Source organism: Hoeflea sp. Naph1, from assembly GCF_046837775.1.
In the GTDB taxonomy this organism is placed as follows: domain Bacteria; phylum Pseudomonadota; class Alphaproteobacteria; order Rhizobiales; family Rhizobiaceae; genus Hoeflea.
This window is the reverse complement of the sequence record NZ_CP177288.1, coordinates 42270-60093: the sequence shown is the minus strand read 5'-3', so window position 1 is coordinate 60093 and position 17824 is coordinate 42270. Positions and strand designations below refer to the sequence as shown.

17 protein-coding genes and 1 pseudogene are annotated in these 17824 nt (G+C 58.0%); 1 reads left to right on the top strand and 17 read right to left on the bottom strand.

What is annotated here, in order from left to right:
- Window positions 1-197: 197 nt before the first annotated feature.
- The 17 genes and pseudogenes from ACK6D9_RS23325 to trbB all read right to left on the bottom strand — a co-directional run bounded on the left by ACK6D9_RS23325 (window position 198) and on the right by trbB (window position 16068).
- Window positions 198-623 (bottom strand): hypothetical protein, encoded by a 426-nt coding sequence (locus tag ACK6D9_RS23325; RefSeq protein WP_412051938.1) that lies wholly within the window; start codon window positions 621-623, stop codon window positions 198-200.
- Window positions 624-635: 12 nt separating this feature from the next.
- On the bottom strand, window positions 636-950 hold the full coding sequence (locus tag ACK6D9_RS23320) for a substrate-binding periplasmic protein (protein WP_412051939.1): 315 nt from the start codon (window positions 948-950) through the stop codon (window positions 636-638).
- A 91-nt stretch (window positions 951-1041) separates the two neighbouring features.
- Window positions 1042-1758, bottom strand: coding sequence for a substrate-binding periplasmic protein (locus ACK6D9_RS23315; RefSeq protein ID WP_412051940.1), 717 nt, complete (start codon window positions 1756-1758; stop codon window positions 1042-1044).
- On the bottom strand, window positions 1755-4166 hold the full coding sequence (locus ACK6D9_RS23310) for an EAL domain-containing protein (RefSeq protein ID WP_412051941.1): 2412 nt from the start codon (window positions 4164-4166) through the stop codon (window positions 1755-1757). Before ACK6D9_RS23310 ends, ACK6D9_RS23315 begins: the two co-directional genes overlap by 4 nt.
- A 699-nt stretch (window positions 4167-4865) precedes the next feature.
- Window positions 4866-5632, bottom strand: a protein-coding gene (locus ACK6D9_RS23305) for an IS5 family transposase (protein ID WP_412051942.1) whose coding sequence is annotated in 2 segments (ribosomal slippage) — window positions 4866-5317 and window positions 5317-5632 — 768 coding nt in all. Because the reading frame shifts where the segments join, the coding sequence is not laid out codon by codon here.
- Between the two features lie 143 nt (window positions 5633-5775).
- Window positions 5776-6480 (bottom strand): autoinducer binding domain-containing protein, encoded by a 705-nt coding sequence (locus ACK6D9_RS23300; RefSeq protein ID WP_412051992.1) that lies wholly within the window; start codon window positions 6478-6480, stop codon window positions 5776-5778.
- Window positions 6431-7864, bottom strand: a complete 1434-nt coding sequence (gene trbI, locus ACK6D9_RS23295; RefSeq protein WP_412051991.1) for an IncP-type conjugal transfer protein TrbI — start codon at window positions 7862-7864, stop codon at window positions 6431-6433. Before trbI ends, ACK6D9_RS23300 begins: the two co-directional genes overlap by 50 nt.
- Window positions 7861-8256 (bottom strand): conjugal transfer protein TrbH, encoded by a 396-nt coding sequence (locus ACK6D9_RS23290; RefSeq protein ID WP_412051945.1) that lies wholly within the window; start codon window positions 8254-8256, stop codon window positions 7861-7863. The genes trbI and ACK6D9_RS23290 overlap by 4 nt, the downstream gene beginning before the upstream one ends.
- Before the next feature lie 93 nt (window positions 8257-8349).
- Window positions 8350-9129: a P-type conjugative transfer protein TrbG gene (gene trbG / locus ACK6D9_RS23285; protein WP_412052035.1), complete on the bottom strand. Its 780-nt coding sequence runs from the start codon at window positions 9127-9129 to the stop codon at window positions 8350-8352.
- Window positions 9130-9194: 65 nt separating this feature from the next.
- Window positions 9195-9857, bottom strand: coding sequence for a conjugal transfer protein TrbF (locus tag ACK6D9_RS23280; protein ID WP_412051990.1), 663 nt, complete (start codon window positions 9855-9857; stop codon window positions 9195-9197).
- Window positions 9858-9865: 8 nt separating this feature from the next.
- A complete protein-coding gene (trbL, locus tag ACK6D9_RS23275; protein WP_412051989.1) occupies window positions 9866-11029 on the bottom strand; it encodes a P-type conjugative transfer protein TrbL in 1164 nt (387 codons plus the stop codon).
- Window positions 11013-11222: a hypothetical protein gene (locus ACK6D9_RS23270; protein ID WP_412051988.1), complete on the bottom strand. Its 210-nt coding sequence runs from the start codon at window positions 11220-11222 to the stop codon at window positions 11013-11015. The genes trbL and ACK6D9_RS23270 overlap by 17 nt, the downstream gene beginning before the upstream one ends.
- Window positions 11219-12019 carry a P-type conjugative transfer protein TrbJ gene (gene trbJ, locus ACK6D9_RS23265; protein ID WP_412052034.1) on the bottom strand — a complete coding sequence of 267 codons (801 nt, stop codon included), beginning with the start codon at window positions 12017-12019 and terminating at the stop codon, window positions 11219-11221. The genes ACK6D9_RS23270 and trbJ overlap by 4 nt, the downstream gene beginning before the upstream one ends.
- Window positions 11991-14435 (bottom strand): conjugal transfer protein TrbE, encoded by a 2445-nt coding sequence (locus ACK6D9_RS23260; RefSeq protein ID WP_412051987.1) that lies wholly within the window; start codon window positions 14433-14435, stop codon window positions 11991-11993. The genes trbJ and ACK6D9_RS23260 overlap by 29 nt, the downstream gene beginning before the upstream one ends.
- A 6-nt stretch (window positions 14436-14441) precedes the next feature.
- Window positions 14442-14741 (bottom strand): conjugal transfer protein TrbD, encoded by a 300-nt coding sequence (locus ACK6D9_RS23255; protein WP_412051986.1) that lies wholly within the window; start codon window positions 14739-14741, stop codon window positions 14442-14444.
- Complete coding sequence (locus ACK6D9_RS23250; RefSeq protein WP_412051985.1) at window positions 14734-15078, bottom strand: TrbC/VirB2 family protein; 345 nt, start codon at window positions 15076-15078, stop codon at window positions 14734-14736. The genes ACK6D9_RS23255 and ACK6D9_RS23250 overlap by 8 nt, the downstream gene beginning before the upstream one ends.
- 19 nt (window positions 15079-15097) lie before the next feature.
- A pseudogene (gene trbB / locus ACK6D9_RS23245) lies at window positions 15098-16068 on the bottom strand (P-type conjugative transfer ATPase TrbB).
- A gap of 512 nt (window positions 16069-16580) precedes the next feature.
- On the opposite strand from trbB, the gene repA reads away from it, so the two are divergent.
- Complete coding sequence (repA, locus tag ACK6D9_RS23240) at window positions 16581-17789, top strand: plasmid partitioning protein RepA (protein WP_035522563.1); 1209 nt, start codon at window positions 16581-16583, stop codon at window positions 17787-17789.
- The last annotated feature ends 35 nt before the right edge of the window (window positions 17790-17824 follow it).

Below are 17824 nucleotides of genomic sequence, written 5' to 3'. Positions count from 1 at the left end.
GAGCGCTACGAAACCGAAAGTGCTCCAGGCCTCCGAAGAATGGTGACCTGCCTCCCGCTACGTCCCATGGAATGACCAAATAGGGGGGCAGGCCACTTATGAGCGCGAAAAGCAGCCTAGTGTACCTCCCCCGCGGACACCCACAATGATTTAAATCTGCGCCGAACCCATCAAATCACATGAATAGAAGCTGCGCACTACAGCTCGTTTTGTTTGAAGCCGTGTTTTTTGTAGATGCTGTCCCATGTGCCATCTTCAGTCAGCTTGGTCAGGCTGGCCTGCATCTTGGCGATGGTCTCGGCGGGTATCTCCTCGTTGCACGCCACGCCGTTCAAGGCTTTGGTCAAGACCAGAAGCGGCTTCAGGGGGGTGCCCTTTTGCCGCAACTTATCAACCAGAGTGCCGGCCATGGGCATCAGGTCGATGCGGCCTAGCAGCAGCTTGTTGAGCGTGACTTCGATGTCCGATGCCAGATCGACCCGTTTGAACTGCAGGCTTTCCAGAAGTTCCGCCGTATAGTCGCCCCGTTGCGTGCCCACCAGGTATTGACGTGCTTCCTCCAGTGTGGCGGCCTGGACATTCGAATCCGCTCTTTTGACAAGGTAGTTGTAGCTGATCAGCAACGGCTCGACCCACTAAAAACGCGTGTCGCGTTCCTCGGTGTGAACCGTGGTGAACACGCAATAGCCGTTTTTGTTTTCCGCCAGGGCGATGGCGCGGGCCCAGGGCATCAATTCCATGTCGTATTCAAGCCCTGCATCCGCCATAACCAGGTGCATCAGCTCAACCGAGAGACCCTTCAATTGCCCATCTTCGGCATAGTTGTACGGGGGATAGTTTTCGGTAACCAGATGCAGCGGGCTGGCGATGGCGGTGGTAGCCATGGCGAGGGCTGCGCACAGATGAAAAATGGCGGCTTTTTGGATGAGCCGGAGTTTCACAATGACCATCAGACAAACTTCCTTGTAACGGGGTTTGCACCTTGGGGACAGGATGACCGCACACGCGGGGGTACGATGGGCACCGCGCGCCGCGTCAGGGTCAAGGCGTGCCTCCGACGCCGTATTTCTCGAGAATCATGGCTTGGGTTCCATCGGCAATTAGCTCGTCCAGGCTGGATTGCATTCTGGCGACGACCTCATCCGAAATACCTGGATTGCAGGCGATCGAAAACACATCCTCGGTCAAAACCAGCGCCAACTCAACCGCCCTTCCCTGGCGCTTCAACACCATGAAGTAGTCCTCAGACACGGGCATCAGATCGATGCGGCCGCTCAGCAGTTTTTTCAAACTCAAGGTCTGGTCAACTGCCAGATCCACCTTGGGAAACTGGTGTGCCTCGAGAATGGTCTGGGTGTAGTCGTCGCGCTGGGTGCCAACACTATAGGCCTTGGCTTCCTCGATGGTGCTCGGGCTCACGCCGGAGCCGGCTTTGCGCACCAGAACGGTACGGTTTGTCAAAAGCGGTTCAACCCATTTGAATTTGGGATCGCGTTCCGCATTGTGGACGGTTGAAAAGACACAGTGATCTTTCTGGGTTGTAGCCAGCGACAGCGCCCGTGCCCAGGGCATCATCTCGATCGTATAATCCAGCCCGGCATCCTGCATCAGCAGTTTCACCTGCTCGATCGAGCTGCCCTTGTACTCGTTGTCCTCCCGGTAGTTGAACGGAGGATATTCCTCGGTATTGAGCTTGATGGTCTGGGCGTGAGCCGGAAGCACCAAGACAAGCAACGTCAGAAAAACTGATCTTATCATGACACAGCACTTTCGGTTTGATTGGAGACATCTTCAAGGTCGCCTTCAGCCCACACGTTCCCGGCCTTACAGGTCAGGTGCAATATGAGCTCATCTACGGGAGCCGGCCTGGCAAAGTAATACCCTTGCCCGTATTCGATACCCATCGCCCTCAACATATCGCGTTGATTGACGGCCTCTATGCCTTCAGCAACAACCATGCAATTCATCTGATCCGCAATCGTCTTTATGCCTTCAATCAGCAATTTGCTCTTGTCGTGCGAATTCTCCGAATTGAGTGCGTGAACGAAGGATTTGTCGATCTTGACAATATCGACCGGGAACCGGTGCAGATAGCTCAGAGACGAATAGCCGGTGCCAAAATCGTCGAGGGCAACGCGCATGCCCTGGGCCGACAGTTCCTTAAGGGCAGCAAAAGCGTTCACATCGTCCTGAATCAGCACCGCTTCGGTGACTTCCACGACAATACGCGATGGCGAAATGCCGGTCTCCTGCAGATCCGCCATGATTCTCAGCGGCAAACCCGGCTCGAATTGCAGCGGTGAGAAATTGACCGCCAGATAGCTATCGTGCAGACCCAGGGCATCACTGATTTTGGCAAGATGCTGCACAGCCTGTTGGAATATCCTGCGGCCAATTGCGCTGATGGACCCGGTTTCCTCGGCAACCGATATGATATCGGCGGGTGTCACAATGCCTTTTTGTGGATGGTTGAGGCGCATCAGCGCTTCAAAGCCCGCGATCCTGCCGCATTGCAAATCGATGATCGGCTGCAACCAGGCTTCGAACCAGTCATTGGCAAGCCCCTGTTCGATGAAGCCCTCGATTTCAGCGCGCGAGCGAGCGACCTCGGCAATGTTGTCGCTGAACATCACCATCCCCTTCTTGCCGCCTTTCTTGCGTGCATACATCGCCATATCGGATTTCTGCAGCAGATCGGTAGCGCTGTGTGCCTGTGTGGGATAAAGCGCAATGCCGATGCTGGCGCTGAGCGTTATCGCAGTACCGTCTATGTCAAGCGGTTCATCAAAGATGTGGGCGATGCGCTCTGCTACTTCCCTGGCTACAGGCTCTGCCTTTGGGGCAGCAACAAGAATGGCGAATTCATCGCCGCCAAGCCGCGCGAAGGCATCGTCCGGCCGGATTTGCTGCCGCATGCGCTCGGTAACCTCGCACAGCACCGCATCCCCCACCGTGTGCCCCAGATTGTCATTGATCCATTTGAACCGGTCGAGATCGATGAAAAGGCACGCCAGCTCGCCTTTGCGCTCATCGGTTTGCCGGATTTTTTCGCCAAGCGTCGTTTCAAACCCCTGCCGGTTCTGAAGTCCTGTCAAATGGTCAGTGATAGCCTGCCGGTGGTTACGCTGCTCGGCGTCTTTGAGTTCGCTCACATCGGTCATGACCGAAAGCGACAGATCCTGTTCGCGCCACGGGGAAGTGATGGTTTCCCTGATCAACACATCGATGCGATGGCCATCGGCGCACATGAATTTGACCGTAACCCCCGGACTCGCCGAGCCGTCTCTTACCGGCCTGTCACGTACTTCATAGGCTTCACGCGAAGCAGGATCCAGAAACCCGCTGAATGCCTTGCCGATGACATCTTCGCGGCTAAAACCGGTGGCAAGAAGCCAGTAGTCCGAAACGGCGCTGACCTTGCCGTCGCGATCCACTGAATACAGCATTGCAGGGGTCAGGTTATAGATGGCCTGGGCGAGGGTATGCGCCGATTTGAGCGCTTTTTCCTCTGCTTCCAGCTCTTCCTGCATCTCGTTGAAATTCTTGGCGAGAGTGCCCATCTCGTCATTGGATGTCCAATCCACCCGCTGGCGTGAACCAAGCTTGTGTGTCGCAACGATGGCGTCGGTCAGATGCAACAGCGGCCGGATAACGGTGATCCGGTTGGCAATCAGCGCGGCAGCGGAAATCAACAGGACGGCGAGGCCGAAAATTGAGAGAAAGACGATATCGCGTGTATCGATGACCGTATGGAAAGTGGTCCGCTCGACCCAGACGGTCAGTGTGCCGACTTCCTTGTCGCCATCCACAGAACTGAACCTGATCGGCGATGAGATTTCCTGCAGCGGTTTACCGGCATCCTCGAGCTCGCTCGGGGTTACAATATGGATCTCGCCCACGGTATCCTTAACATCGACACGGACAACGCGTGAATTGGAAACGACCGTGTCGGCAATCTTGCGCACGCTCTCGACGTCGAAATCCCAAAGCGGTTTGCCCAGCGCCTGGGCATTGGCCACCATCATCAGATCGATGTTTTTGCTGTCTTCCGTCACGGCGCGGTCATAGGAAAGAAAGAAAAACAGCGCAAAAAGCGGCGCTACGAGCAGCAGCAATGCAGCACATACGATTAGGATAAAGCGTTTCTCTACGGAGTGCGCGTACATGCTTCCTCAAAATGCCAAACGGTTATTTGGCCTGCTTTCTCACGTCAGATTGGCATTTCGGGATTAATTAATGCTGAAATTCTCCGATCAGGAGCACTTTTGGAGACCTTAGCCTCGGCATTTTCACCGGCACCAATTTTTGGCCCGTTTACTGTCTATCAGCGGTGCAGATGACTATCATGTAAGCGCTATTTCCCCTGCACGTTGACGCCCGCGCTTTCGGTGGATCGCCTTCGGAGTGGCAAAGGTATAAGTCTGATCAGGCGACGGCGGTATTCGAAAAGTTGAAGGGTAGCAGGTCGGTGACGCGGCTCTTTTCAATCGTGGCAATCAGGATGGGTAGGTACTGAACAGGCGCGGCCATTTTCGATGGACGGAAATACTTTCCGATTTCGACCGTAGACCCGTTACACCCGATGTTTCCGGGCCAGAAAGGACGGGGTGTTCTGAAAAGGCAGAGGATTCCGACGTTCTGAATTGTCGGAGAGCGAGTAAGCTACTCTACGCGGTATTGCGCGGGAAGCGCGGACCGTCCGCTGGGGGCCGGAAACACCGCCGCACGCAATGTAGATCGACGTCCTATTTGCCGACTTGCCTTCGTAAATCTGCCAGTCCCCTCCCGGTCCCAATCTCGCCGTCCACGCATACCGCAGTGAATGCCCGGTCTCCGCCCAACTTTCCACTTCGAGATATAATGAACTAGGCCGTGGACTCATAATGGCGCAGACGTAACCTGATGCAAGCGAGCTTGGCCATTGCGAGGAACGTTGAGCCGAGCTTGTCGTATCGCGTGGCTATGCGTCTGTAATATTTGAGTTTGTTGAAGAACCGCTCAATCAGATTGCGCTGCTTGTAGAGCCATGGCGAGAAGCAGATTGGGCTTGTCCGGTTGGATTTCGGCGGGATATTTGCCCAGCCGCCCTGCCTGGAGACCAGTTCGCGTAGCCAGTCGGCATCATAGGCCTTGTCGGCGAGCACCATCGATCCTTTGCCGATGCCCTCCAGCAATCCGGCCGCGGCCTGGATGTCATGGGTCTGGCCTGGTGTGATTGTGAGTTTCACCGGCAGGCCGTCACCGTCGGTCAGAGCATGGATTTTCGTAGTAAGACCACCCCGGCTTCGTCCAAGACATCGATCCGGGTGGCTTTTTTTAAAGTCGCCGCGGAATGGTGGACACGCACTGAGGTGCCATCGATCATCCGCACGTCGCCATCGTAAGCCTCTGTAACCGCGTCCATGATCCGGTCCCAGACGCCAGCCTTGGTCCAGCGCCTGAAGCGGTTGTAGCAGGTTGTGTGCGGGCCATAGCGCTCCGGCAGATCGCGCCATGGCGACCCCGATCGCAATACCCAGAAGATGCCATTCAGCACCCGCCGGTCATCCACACGCGGCACACCGCGCGGTTTGTTGGGAAGAAGCGGCGCAATCACACGCCATTCGAATTCAGTCAGATCATAACGGCTCATCAAGACCTCCAATCCGGAGGTTGAATCATGCCGCTGACAATCTGTGAACCCCGTTAATGAGTTCACGGCCTAGGTCGGTTTGTCTCCATTGCGGTCATCCAGACATTGCTAGCGAAGGGGTTCCAAGCGTCGAAGCCAGACTGCTAGATCAGCCCCAACCGGATCGCGATCGAGGCGGCTTGCCGGCTGTTGGCCGCGCCAAGCTTTCGCGTTGCCTCGTCGAGATAGGAACGCACGGACCGATATCCGATCCCGATCGTTTCTGCGATGTCCGGCATCGACATGCCGTCTGCGAACCAGCGCAGGCATTCGGCCTCGCGCGGTGAAAGACGGATGTCTGAAGCCAGGGCAGCATCCTGGGTCGCCGAGGCGAGATGGGAATGAACAAATGCGACCGCCATCGCTGCAATGACGGGATCGGGATCCTCGTCGATGCACACCATGGACTTCCCGGAGGCCAGTGTGAACACCATCCTGTTCTTGAAGCCGACAGGAACCGAGACTGACAGACCTGAACGGATTCCGAACCGATCCGCATCCTTGTAGAATTGCTTTACATCGAGCCTTCCCACTCGTCTGGCTTCGTCCGCCGACCACTGAAAAATCGGCGGCCCATGTTTGGCCTTGGTGACGACTGGATCAACTCGAATGTAGTTTTTCTGGACGTAGTGATCCTGCCATTCCCTGGGATAGTTCGACACAGCAAAGCTCTCTTGCCCACGCAGATGCAGATAAGCGAAATAATCGAAGCCGGCTCCCTCGGCGAAATCCCGCAAGGCGCGCCGCGCCGCCCGCTCCTCAAGCGGTAATGAAAGCATATCGATCAACTGCAGGAGGAGTTCGTTCAAGATGACAAAATTCCGGCATGGTGGTGAGTTGCGGAAACAAATTCCGCCACGTTGCGGTGTCGAGGTTTCCGATCTCAGATTCATTGATAGGTTTTGGGAAAACGATGTCCTGATCGACCAGGACGTTGAATCGATAGCCCGGCCTGATTTCGAGCGTGGGCTGGACATTGAGGTTTTTCGACACGGTTTGCTGCGAGATCTGCCCGAAGGTCTGGGCAAAGGACCGCCTGGCCGCATCCGCTGCGCTGTCCGTCGTTGTCGCGGTGCTGGTGTCTTTCGGGAGCAGCATGTCCGTCCCTGCGCCAATCAGGGCGACGAGGATCGCCGATCCAAAAGTCTTGAGATAGTGGTTGTTGACCTTGTCGTTGAACCCGCCATAGCCGGCGACATCGGTGCCAGCCATGCCGCCGATCTGCAGCGTTGATCCGTTCGGAAAGATGATATCGGTCCAGACGACAAGCACCCGGTTTTGCCCGAAGGAGACGTTGGAATCGTAGCGACCGAACAGTTTTGTTCCTTGCGGGATGAGCAGTCGCCGGCCGGTCGCGCTGTCGTAGACGTTTTGCGATACCTGGGCAGTGATGCGACCGGGAAGATCGGAGTTGATACCGGTGACGAGCGTCGCCGGAATGACCGAACCGCGCTTGAGTTCAAAGGGCGACATTTGCGGAACAACCGAATTCGGCAGGTAGCCGAGATCAGCGATATCCTGGTTGAAGAACTGCGCCTTCCTAACCTGCCCGTTCGGATCGGTGTTCTGTCCACCAATACCGGCCTGCAACGCAGCGCCATATAGATCCAGCGCACTGCCTGACGTTCCTGCAGGTGATACGGACTGTTGTGATGCTGCGACCGGCATAGCATTCTCGTTATCCAGGCCCTTGAGATTGACGGCTGTCGGCGAATTGGCAGCGGCTTCCTCAGCCTGAATGCTTGCCATTTGCTGGCGATGATATTCGCGGAGCATCTGTTCTTCCTGCTCGCGCTGCAATCGGGCGCGCCACACGGCCTCAGGCTCGATGGCTGGGGTTTGCAGCGGTACTGTCTTCTGAGGATTCTGGTCGGGTGGAGTGAACGGGTTACGAGTGGGTTCTTCCCTTTCGACCGCTGGCGTCGGTTGCAACGGAACGACCTTCGGCTCGCCGATGATCCCGTCGGGTACGCCCTGTTTGAGCCTTTCGGCATCATTGGAGGCTGGTTGCGACGACGACGTGTCGCTCTGCCGGTCCCCGAAATGCAATCCCCTCGAGGAGAGGCCAAAGAAGATCGCCGCCAGAAAGACCACGACGAGGATGATCGCAACGATGATAGGCACACGATTCAGTCTTCGGATTCTTGGCCCACTCTCGGCACAGGCGCCACCAAGCTTCAGCGATTGTGTCATGACCCGCCCGCCGATCTCCGTTGCATGACGGACAAGGGACTTGCGGGCACCGCTCCGGCCGCTCCGGTCGTACCGGTCGTACCGAGTGTGTACATCCGGGTGAGCTCGACCTTCAAGGTCGAGATCCGCACAAGCACACCGTCCTCGAACGGATCCACGCTATAGGCCAGCGGGTCGACAGCCGTTTGATTTGTCGCCTGGTCGGTCACAACGGCATAGCCTTTTTCCCGCAAGGAAGCCTCGAGCGCCGGGCCGAACACCGCGTCGTAGCCACGTAGCGCAATTGTCGTATTTCCGGGTCCGACATGCTCCGCGAGCCGCTCCACAATGTCCGCGGCAATCGCGCTTGCGGCTTCGGTTGAGAGTTCGGCGGTGACTTCGCTTTGAATCAATCCCGGGCCACCCATTGTTTGGCAAGCCGCAAGCAGAAAGAGGCAAAGCAAGGCGGCGGGAATACGCACATAAGAGAATAGGCCCAACATCCCCTACCCTCCCCGCCTGATCGTGATCTTCTGCTGCTGGCGCCCGACGCCCGAGACAAGGATCGCTCGATCGATATTGTAGTCGACCACCATCATTGCTCCCTTCATCCTGTAGTTGACGATCCGGTTTTCGCCACCAGAGACGACGAACAGCACCGGTGCATCCTGACCTGAGAGCGAAGATGGAAATTGGATGTACGTCTTTAACCCGTCACTGTAGACGCGTGTCGGCCGCCAACGGGCCGAGCCGCCTATATGAAATGCGAAGTCAAGCTGGTCGGCGGGAACGCCGGCTCCTGGAACGACGCTCGCCTCGATCCGTGCGTTGATCTCGGCGAAACGCGCATTGATGTCCTCGGGGTAGTCGAAGCCGACGCGGGCCATGTACTGGGTCGGATGAGACTTGAGCTGAATGTGATAGGTCCGCCGCGAGGTGGTCACAACCATCGACGTCATGAGCCCGGCCTCGGCAGGTTTGACGATCAGATGTATTGCCTGTCCATTTGGCGCACCGGACGTCGCTGGATCGACCTTCCACCGTACCGTGTCGCCGACAAGGACGTCCCGAACGATCTCGCCGGCCTGAAGTTCAATATCGCAGACCTGTAGCGGCGAGCAGACGACCGAGGGCTGGACCTCACCATAGAGGAAGATCACCTTCCCGTCCGGCCCGCGCGTCACAACGCCCCGGCTGTGCTGCCACTGTTCAGAAAGCTGTGTCCCGCGGGTTTCATTGCTGCTCAACTGCTGTGCGGAGACCGGCAGGCTTGTCACCGAGACCATGACACCGGCGCAAAGCGCGATGACGGGGGGCATGCTTTTCTTCATGTTGCTATCCTTGCGCGCGCTCACAACTGCGCTGTCCAGTCAAAATCCCTGAGGTAGAGGCCGATGGGGTTTAGCCGTATGACCGCCTCGTCCTGTGGCGGGGTCAACGCCACCGTGGCGACGCCACGGAACCGCCTGGTACTGATCTCCTTGCCCTGCCGGTCGCGCTCATATTCCGTCCAGTCGATCTGGTAGCTCTGGTTGGAAAGCGGCACGATGTTGGTGACCGCGATGGCAACCGTCTTTGATCTTGCTCTGTCGAACGGCGAGTTGTTCCGAAACCAGGCATTCACCTTCTCGGTCGCCGGGTCTGATGATCTCAGCAGCGCATAAGTACGGTCGATGTATTGCTTCTGCACTATCGCGTCGGGTGTGACCGAGCGGAAGTTCGATACGAAACTTCCAAGCGTCGCACGCACCACTCTGGCGTCGGCATATTCGATCTGCTGTGGAAATCCGATGGTGGAGGCAGTGCCGAGCTTGTCGACTTCCACTATGTAGGGAACCAGCTTGACCTGAGTGCTTTGATAAAGCGCGTAGGAGAACCCGATCACCGCCATGAACATGCCGGTGATACCGACGATCCGCCAGGCAGCCGCCGCCTTGACATAGGAGCCGTAACGCTCGTTCCATTCCTGACGCGCGGCGAGATAGGGGTTTTCGGGGGGATGTGTTTTGGCCATGGTCTCTGTCACGCTTTCTCGTCACGGTTCGGGCTTGGACCTGGACGACCCTGACCCTGATCAAGCTTGGCGTTCGCAAGACCAAGCGTCGAAGCGCCCCATGTGCCGGGCACTCCGATCGCCTTGTCACGCGAAGCGGATGCAACGGCGCCTCCAGCCGCGCCGACACCGCTTGCCATGCCCTTGAGTGCGGCCGCACCGAACGAGCTGCCGCCAGCGCGGGCATTGGAATAGGCCGCGGCCCCTGCCCTCGCCCCGCCCGTGGCGAGGGCAGTACCTCCGGCAGCAAAGCTCGCGGCCTGCCCGCCATGGCGTATGGCTTCCATGCCGCCCGTTACGGACACGCCCTGCACCATCCCTTGCACAATGTTCGGCACATACATGGCGATGACGAACACCACGACGGAGATGCCGGCGATCGCCAGTGTGGAGAGGAACTCGTCGCTGCTTGACGGCGTATTGGCGAGGCCGATCAGAACTTCCGAGCCGATCCTCGCGATCATCACGAGCGCCATCAGTTTCATGCCAACGGAGAAAGCGTAGACGAGATAGCGGATCGAGAAATCCTTGGTGTAGCTCGACCCGCCGAGCCCGAGCATGATCATGCCCGCGAGCAGTCCGACATACATTTCCGCCATGACGGCAACGAAGATTGCCGCAACCAGGCTGAAAGAGATGACCACGACCACCATTGCGAAGACGGCGGCGATCGCCAGCGCGTTATCCTCGAACAGGCCGAACTGGGCCTTGGCTGACATGGCGCTTGCCACCTGCAGACCGGCATTGAAGACATTGGCGGGCGATGCCGAGCCGCCGCCAGCGCCGATCTGATACAGGCTGTCGACAACGGCCTTTGCAAAGTCGGGCCCTTGCTCAAGTATGAACACGAAGAGCCCGATGAACATGATGCGGCGGACAAGCTCTGCGAACCAGGTGTCGAGCGAGGCCGCCGAGATCGCCAACCACACGGCTGCAATCCCGACCTCGATTCCGGCGAGAATCCAGAACAGCGACCGCGCCGCGTTCAGGATCGTGGATTGCCAGCCTTGGGCAGCGCTAGCAATCTCGTTCTCGAGATTGGTCAGTAGCCGGCCTTCCTGGGCAAACGCGGGCCCTCCAAACAGGGCGAGTGCGAGTGTAGCTGCAAAGAAGATCTTAGTTTTCCGCCTCATCGCCCTCACCTTCATCTGTCTTCCAGCGCGGACGCATCTCCTGCCCGCCAGCCGTGTCGAATTTCTGTGGCGCCGGTGCTGATGTGCTGACATGCGGAGTGGGATCGGAGGGCATCACGATCTGCCAAACGACGATTCCGCCGATTCCGATGACTGTGAGGACGATCGCCATGAAAATGATGGACCTGTTCACCAGCGCGGCTCCATTTCCTGCCCACCCGAGGTGGAGGGCGTGGTCGACTTGAAGAATTCCTCGCGACGGTTCTGGGCGAGGTCTTTGGCCGCTTGTTCGGACTGATACCAGGTGCCCATCATCGTCACTTGCTGGGAGACGAGGCCCCGCAGCTTCTGGGCCTGGGCGACCTGCTGGGCCGCAATCTGGTGGCCGAGCTGAAGCGCTTGCATCTGACCGACCGCACTTTGCGACATCGACCGCAACTGGCTCATCGTCGTTTCCTCGGAGCTGAACTGGTCCGCAGTCAGTCCGGCCGCTTTGAGCGTTGCGGCAATCGTGTCGCGATTGGTGTCCGACCAGGTCTGATAATTTGCGGAAAACGTCTCGCCGCTGGCGAGCCCCGACTTGAAATCGGCAAAACTTTGGAACCGGTGCCGAAGCACATCGTCAGCATTTCCCATTGAGAACGCGATCGACTGCCCCTGATTGACGAGGCTGCGTAGCCTGTTGAGATCGCTTTCCACCTGACCCCAGACCTGGTTCGGAAGGGTCAGCGTGTTCTGGAGCATGTTTTCGTAGATCTTCAGCTGGTTCTGGATCTGCTCCGCCAACTGCGTGATCTGCGTCACCTGATTGCCAATCTGCTCGGTCGACTGCCCGACGAGACTGACAAGCTCGGTATTGTTCAGGATCTGCGTCCATTCGGTCGCCCCGCCCGTCACGGTGCCGGCATCGGCATGAACGATCGGCAACCACGCGGCCACCGTCAGAGCTGCGACGGCAATTTTAGTTGATCGAGAGAATGCGTTTCGCATTGTCCACTCCCCTTCCCTGCAACCAGTGCATCGGCCAAGCCGGTCCATGTTGTTGGCTGAGATCACAGATGCGTTTGAGATCGCTCTTGCCGGACGCGCCGACAAAGGCGAGCGCGACGGGTCCAAGTGTCATGTCGAACAGACGCCGCCCTTCTGGAGACGCGATGTAGTATTCCCGCTTCGGAATGGCGGTTGCGACGATCTCGATCTGCCGCTCGTTAAAGCCGATCCGTTCGTAGAATTCGCGGGTTCCGGGTTCCCGAGCGGCGCCATTCGGCAGGCATATCTTGGTCGGGCAACTTTCCTTGAGCACATCGATAATACCGGACTGCTCGGCATCCGAGATAGACTGCGTGGCGAGAACGACGGCGCAGTTGGCCTTTCGCAGGACCTTCAGCCATTCCCTGATCTTGTCACGGAATGTTGCGTGGCCAAGCATCAGCCAAGCCTCATCAAGAATGATCAGGCTTGGGTTCCCGGCCAGGCGCTTCTCGATCCTGCGGAAGAGATAGAGAAGGACGGGGACGAGATTGCGCTCGCCCATATTCATGAGTTCCTCGACCTCGAAGGTCTGGAACATCCCAAGCGTCAACCCGTCTTGCTCGGCATCGAGGAGTTGCCCCATCGGACCGTCGACCGTGTAATGGTGAAGCGCGGTCTTGATCTCGCGCATCTGAACGCCACTCACGAAGTCCGAGAGCGATCGGCCGCGCGCCTCGGCCATCAGGGCGATCTGACGGGCGATCGCGTTACGGTGGTCGGGTGTGATGGTCACTCCCTGCATGGAAACAAGCGTTTCGACCCATTCGGCCGCCCATGCCCGATCCCCGTCGGTCGAAAGCTCGGCCAGCGGGCAGAATGCGAGCGCACTCTCCCCTGCCCCGATCTCGTAGTGATCGCCGCCGGCGGCTTTGGTCAGCGGGTAGAGCGACTTGCCTTTATCAAAGGCGAAGATTTGCGCCGCTTTGTACCGGCGGAATTGTGCCGCGATCAGCGCCAGCAAGGTCGACTTTCCCGACCCCGTCGGCCCGAAGATCAGCGTATGGCCGACATCCTCGACATGCAGGTTCAACCGGAAGGGAGACGAACCGCTGGCAACTTGCATCAGCGGCGGGGCATTTGGCGGGTAGAAGGGGCATGGGGCGGTCGCGCTGCCCGCCCATACGGAATTGACCGGAATGAGGTCGGCGAGATTGCTTGTGTTGATGAGAGGTTCGCGGATATTGGCGTAGGTATTGCCCGGCAGGCTGCCGAGATAGGCCTCGGTGGCATTGAGTGTCTCGATCCGGGCACCGAAACCTTCGGCCTGGATCAGCCGCCGGACTGCCTCCGCTTGACTGCGCAGACGAGCTTCGTCGGTGTCGAACATGACGATGACAGGCGTGTAGTAGCCATAGGCGACCAGCTGCGATGAGGCAGCTGCAATTGCATCCTCGGTTTCGGCTACCATCGTCATGGCGTCCTGATCGACTGAGCTGCTTTGGGTCTGGAAGAGCTGGTCGAAGAACGGCCGGACTTTCTGCTGCCACTTCTTGCGGGTGCGCTCGAGCTTCTGGCGTGCTTCCTGATCGTCGAGAAAGAGGAACCGGCTCGACCACCGATAGGTGAGCGGCATCAGGTCGAGCGAATTGAGGATCCCCGGCCAGCTCTCGGCCGGGAATCCATCAATAGCAACCACAGTCAGATAGGTGCCATCGACCATCGGGGAAAGCCCATGATGGAACTCGGCGGTGACCAGCCAGTCGAGATACATCGGGATCGCCGGCAGACGAACCGGATTGTTCTCGCCGACGATACAGAACCGGATGAACTGGAAGAGCTCGTCATAGCGCGCCTCGCTTCCTGTCTCCGGATCGCTAATTGTGCGTGTCACCATGCGTCGGATCGAAAGCACGTTGCCGAGATACTGTTCGACCTCGCGGATCGAGCTTTGGAAGGTATTGAGGACGCGGTTCGCATAGGTCTCCGATCGGCTTGCCTCGTCGGAATAGACGTACCGCGCCATGGTCGACCGGCGCGGTTCCGGTGGCCGATAGGTCAGAACAAGGGCGTGCTGGCTCTCGTAGTGGCCGCGCTCCGCCTCGAAATGCGCGCGACGCTCTTCGTCGATCGCCCGTGTGACCGGATCGGGGAAATGGCAGGCGTCACGAGCCGGATAGGCCGTCGTCGGCACGCGCACGGCCTCGACCTGGATCATCCATCCTGTCCCCAGCCGCGAAAGGATCGTATTGATCTGGCGCGATACCTCGTTTCGCTCGACATTGGTCGAGCTCTCCGAATCCGGTCCCGCAAAATACCAGCCAGCCATCAGCGAGCCGTCCTTCAACAGAATGATCCCGTCGGCGACCAGGCCTGCATAGGGCAACAGGTCGGAAAACGACGGTTTTGAGTTTCGGAATTGATTGAGCGCCACCATGGGAGGTCAGTACCTCCGCCATGGCGATGACGTAGGCCGATAAGTCGGTCGATAGCCGATGTGGCGCAGATAGACCTGCCGCATCATCGGATCGGCCTTGGCCATGATACGAAGGACACCGACCACGGCGATCCAGATAGCAATGCCGAGTAACACAGAGAACCAGGTCAGCACCACGAAGATGAGAATGACCGTGGCAAGCCCGGTCAGAAGCACGAGTTCGCGGTCGGCGCCCATCAGATGGTTCGGCCGCGACAATGCGCGATGGATGGGCGAGCGGAAAAGGGGTGCGCCGGCTTCAGCCATCAGTTCCCTCCCCTCGCCCGCCCGGGGCTGCCTGATCTGGGAGGCCGATCGATGCACCCGATGCGCCGAACAGTCCGACGATCTGGGTCGCGCCAAGCAGGATACCGGCGACAAGGACGACATACATCAGCCGCCGCGCGAAATCGTTGAGTTCGCCGCCGAAGATCAGCATGCCGCCGGCGACTGCGACAGCGGCGAGCGCGATGAAGCCGGCAACCGGGCCGGTAATCGATTCCTGGATCTGCTGGAGCGGCCCCTCCCATGGCAGACCGCCGCCAGAACTTGCGAGAGCTGGAGAAGCGACTGCAATGCAAAGCGCGGCAACTATGGCTCCCATAGAGGCGTTTCGGCGGAAATTATGCGGCATGGCTGTCCTCGTTGATCTGAGAATTGTGGTCTGTTTCGTAAGTCGCGCCGTCGAAACCGGTGACACGCATCACGTCACGCACACGCCGGCCGGTCGCCGTTCGTTCGATGGAGACGACGAGATCAACCGCTTCGCCTATCACTTCCTCATCGGCTGCTGACTCACCTCGGCGGTCAGCTGCTCGAGGCGCCGCAGCGCGGAATGGGCGGTGTTGGCGTGTATGGTGGTGATCCCGCCCGGGTGGCCTGTGTTCCATGCCTTGAGAAGGGTCAACGCGGCGCCGTCCCGGACTTCGCCGACTATGATGCGGTCAGGCCGAAGGCGCATCGTGCTTTTTAGAAGCCGCGCCATGTCGGTGCTGTCGGTTGTGTGCAGGCAAACTGCGTTCTCGGCCGCGCATTGGATCTCGGCCGTGTCTTCCAGAATGAGCAACCGATGCGATGGAGCGGACTGGACGATTTCGGCGATGACTGCGTTGGCCAATGTCGTCTTGCCCGATCCCGTTCCGCCGGAGACGACTATATTCAGCCGTTCCTGAATGGCGCGTCGAATGAGGCTTGCCTGAAGCCTGGTCATCACGCCGCCGCTCACATAGTCCGCAAGCGGGATCAGGCGGGATGCGCGCCGGCGGATCGTAAAGCTAGGCCCGCTCACCACCGGGGGAAGCAGACCCTCGAACCGATGCCCGCCGATCGGCAGTTCACCGGAAATAATAGGCCGCTCCTCATCCGCCTCGGTCTGCAGGGCGTGTGCAACGCTGCCGATGATGATCTCGGCCGCGCCCACCTGCAACGCGCCAATCCTTGCCATCCCCTCGCCCAGCCGCTCGACAAACAGCCGTCCGTCCGGGTTGAGCATGATTTCAACGACATCGTCGTCCTCAAGTGCCGCGCAGATCACATCACCCAACGCTTCACGTAGTTTGCGGACCAACCGGGAATGGGAGGCACTCCTGCTCATCGATCCTCTCCAATTGACGATCTTAGGTGCCGCTCGGCGCGGTCAGATTTTGTTTGCATCGCATCCACCGTTGCTACTTGCGGGTGAGTTGCGGTTTTGATCGAATGAGAGGAACCGGTCACCCCGGCAGATCTGCCGGGGTGGTTAGATGAGTGTTCGCGCGGTATCCGCTGAGCGGGGCTTGAGTTCGACTCAGATCACTGAGTCGGGGTGATAATCGGCGGAATTGGGCTGGAACTTGCGCTCTACATAGTTTTCGAACGACGGCATGCGAAGTCGCCCCGGCAGATGTGCCGGGACAGCAAATATCCAAAAAGGCATTGGTGGCGTCAAATAAGTATTGGAAAACACTGGAAAAATTCTGCTTTTCCAGAGAATCTGGAGGCCGATGGTTTGGCTCGTGTTAAGAGACCGTTAACCAAAAACCGCTTGCGCCGGAACCGGAATCGCCCATAGTAATAACGCTTTCCCGCATGTTGCTTGGGAAAAAGCGTTATTTCGATGGAAGTGAGATGTTGGTGTCAACAGTCGATGAGCAAAATGCGATGGATTTCGACGAGGAGATCATCCAGCAGGGTGAATTGATCTCCGATCGTCTGAATATGCTCCGTCTCGAGCAGTACCCGCCTGACGCGCAAAAGGGTCTGCGTTTGTTCTCGTTGGCCGAGGTTGCAGACTTCATTGGCGTTACCCAGAACCACGTGAAAAAATTGCATTTGGATGGGAAAGGTCCTGTTCCAACGGTCTCATCGTCGGGGAGGCGCTCCTATACTGCAGAACAAATGCTGGAGTTGCGCGAGTATCTCGATAAGCACGGACGTAGCGGCGTGAAGGACTATGTCCCACGTCGACGTGAGGGTGACCATTTGCAGGTCATCTCTGTGGTCAATTTCAAGGGTGGATCTGGTAAGACTACCACCACAGCCCATCTGGCACAGTACCTGGCTCTTACGGGGCACCGTGTTCTTGCTATTGATCTCGATCCGCAAGCATCGCTCACTGCTCTTCATGGCGTTCAACCCGAGCTCGATAAGAATCCTTCCCTTTTCGACGCTTTGCGATACGACAACGAACGCTGTTCGATTAAAGAAGTCATTCGTACTACCAATTTTCCCGGATTGGATATCGTCCCGGCGAACTTGGAGCTCCAAGAGTACGAATACGAAACGCCACTTGCCGCATCTGATCGGAGCTCACCTGAGGGTCGGCTTTTTTTCACGCGCATCTCCAATGCGCTAAAAGAGGTTGATGACCGCTATGATATCGTCGTTATCGATTGTCCGCCTCAATTGGGATATCTCACACTGACGGCACTTACGGCTTCGACGGGCGTTCTCATCACTGTGCATCCGCAAATGCTCGACATCATGAGCATGAGCCAATTCCTGCTTATGCTCGGGGGCATTCTGCAATCGATTAAAGGAGTTGGTGCCAAGGTTCGACTTGATTGGTTTAGATACCTCGTGACTCGCTACGAGGCGACAGACGGGCCCCAAGCTCAGATGGTGGGCTTCATGCAGGCAATGTTTGGTAAGAGAATGCTGAACAACCAGATGGTCAAGTCAACCGCAATCTCCGATGCGGGCATAACCAAGCAGACGGTCTATGAGGTCGAGCGAGCGCTGTTCGTTCGCTCGACCTATGACCGGGCCATTGAGTCCCTTAATGCAGTGAACGGAGAAATAACTTCTCTCATCCACTCGGCATGGAGGCGCAAATGAAGGCCATTTTGACAGCCGTGCAGATTGCGAAAAAG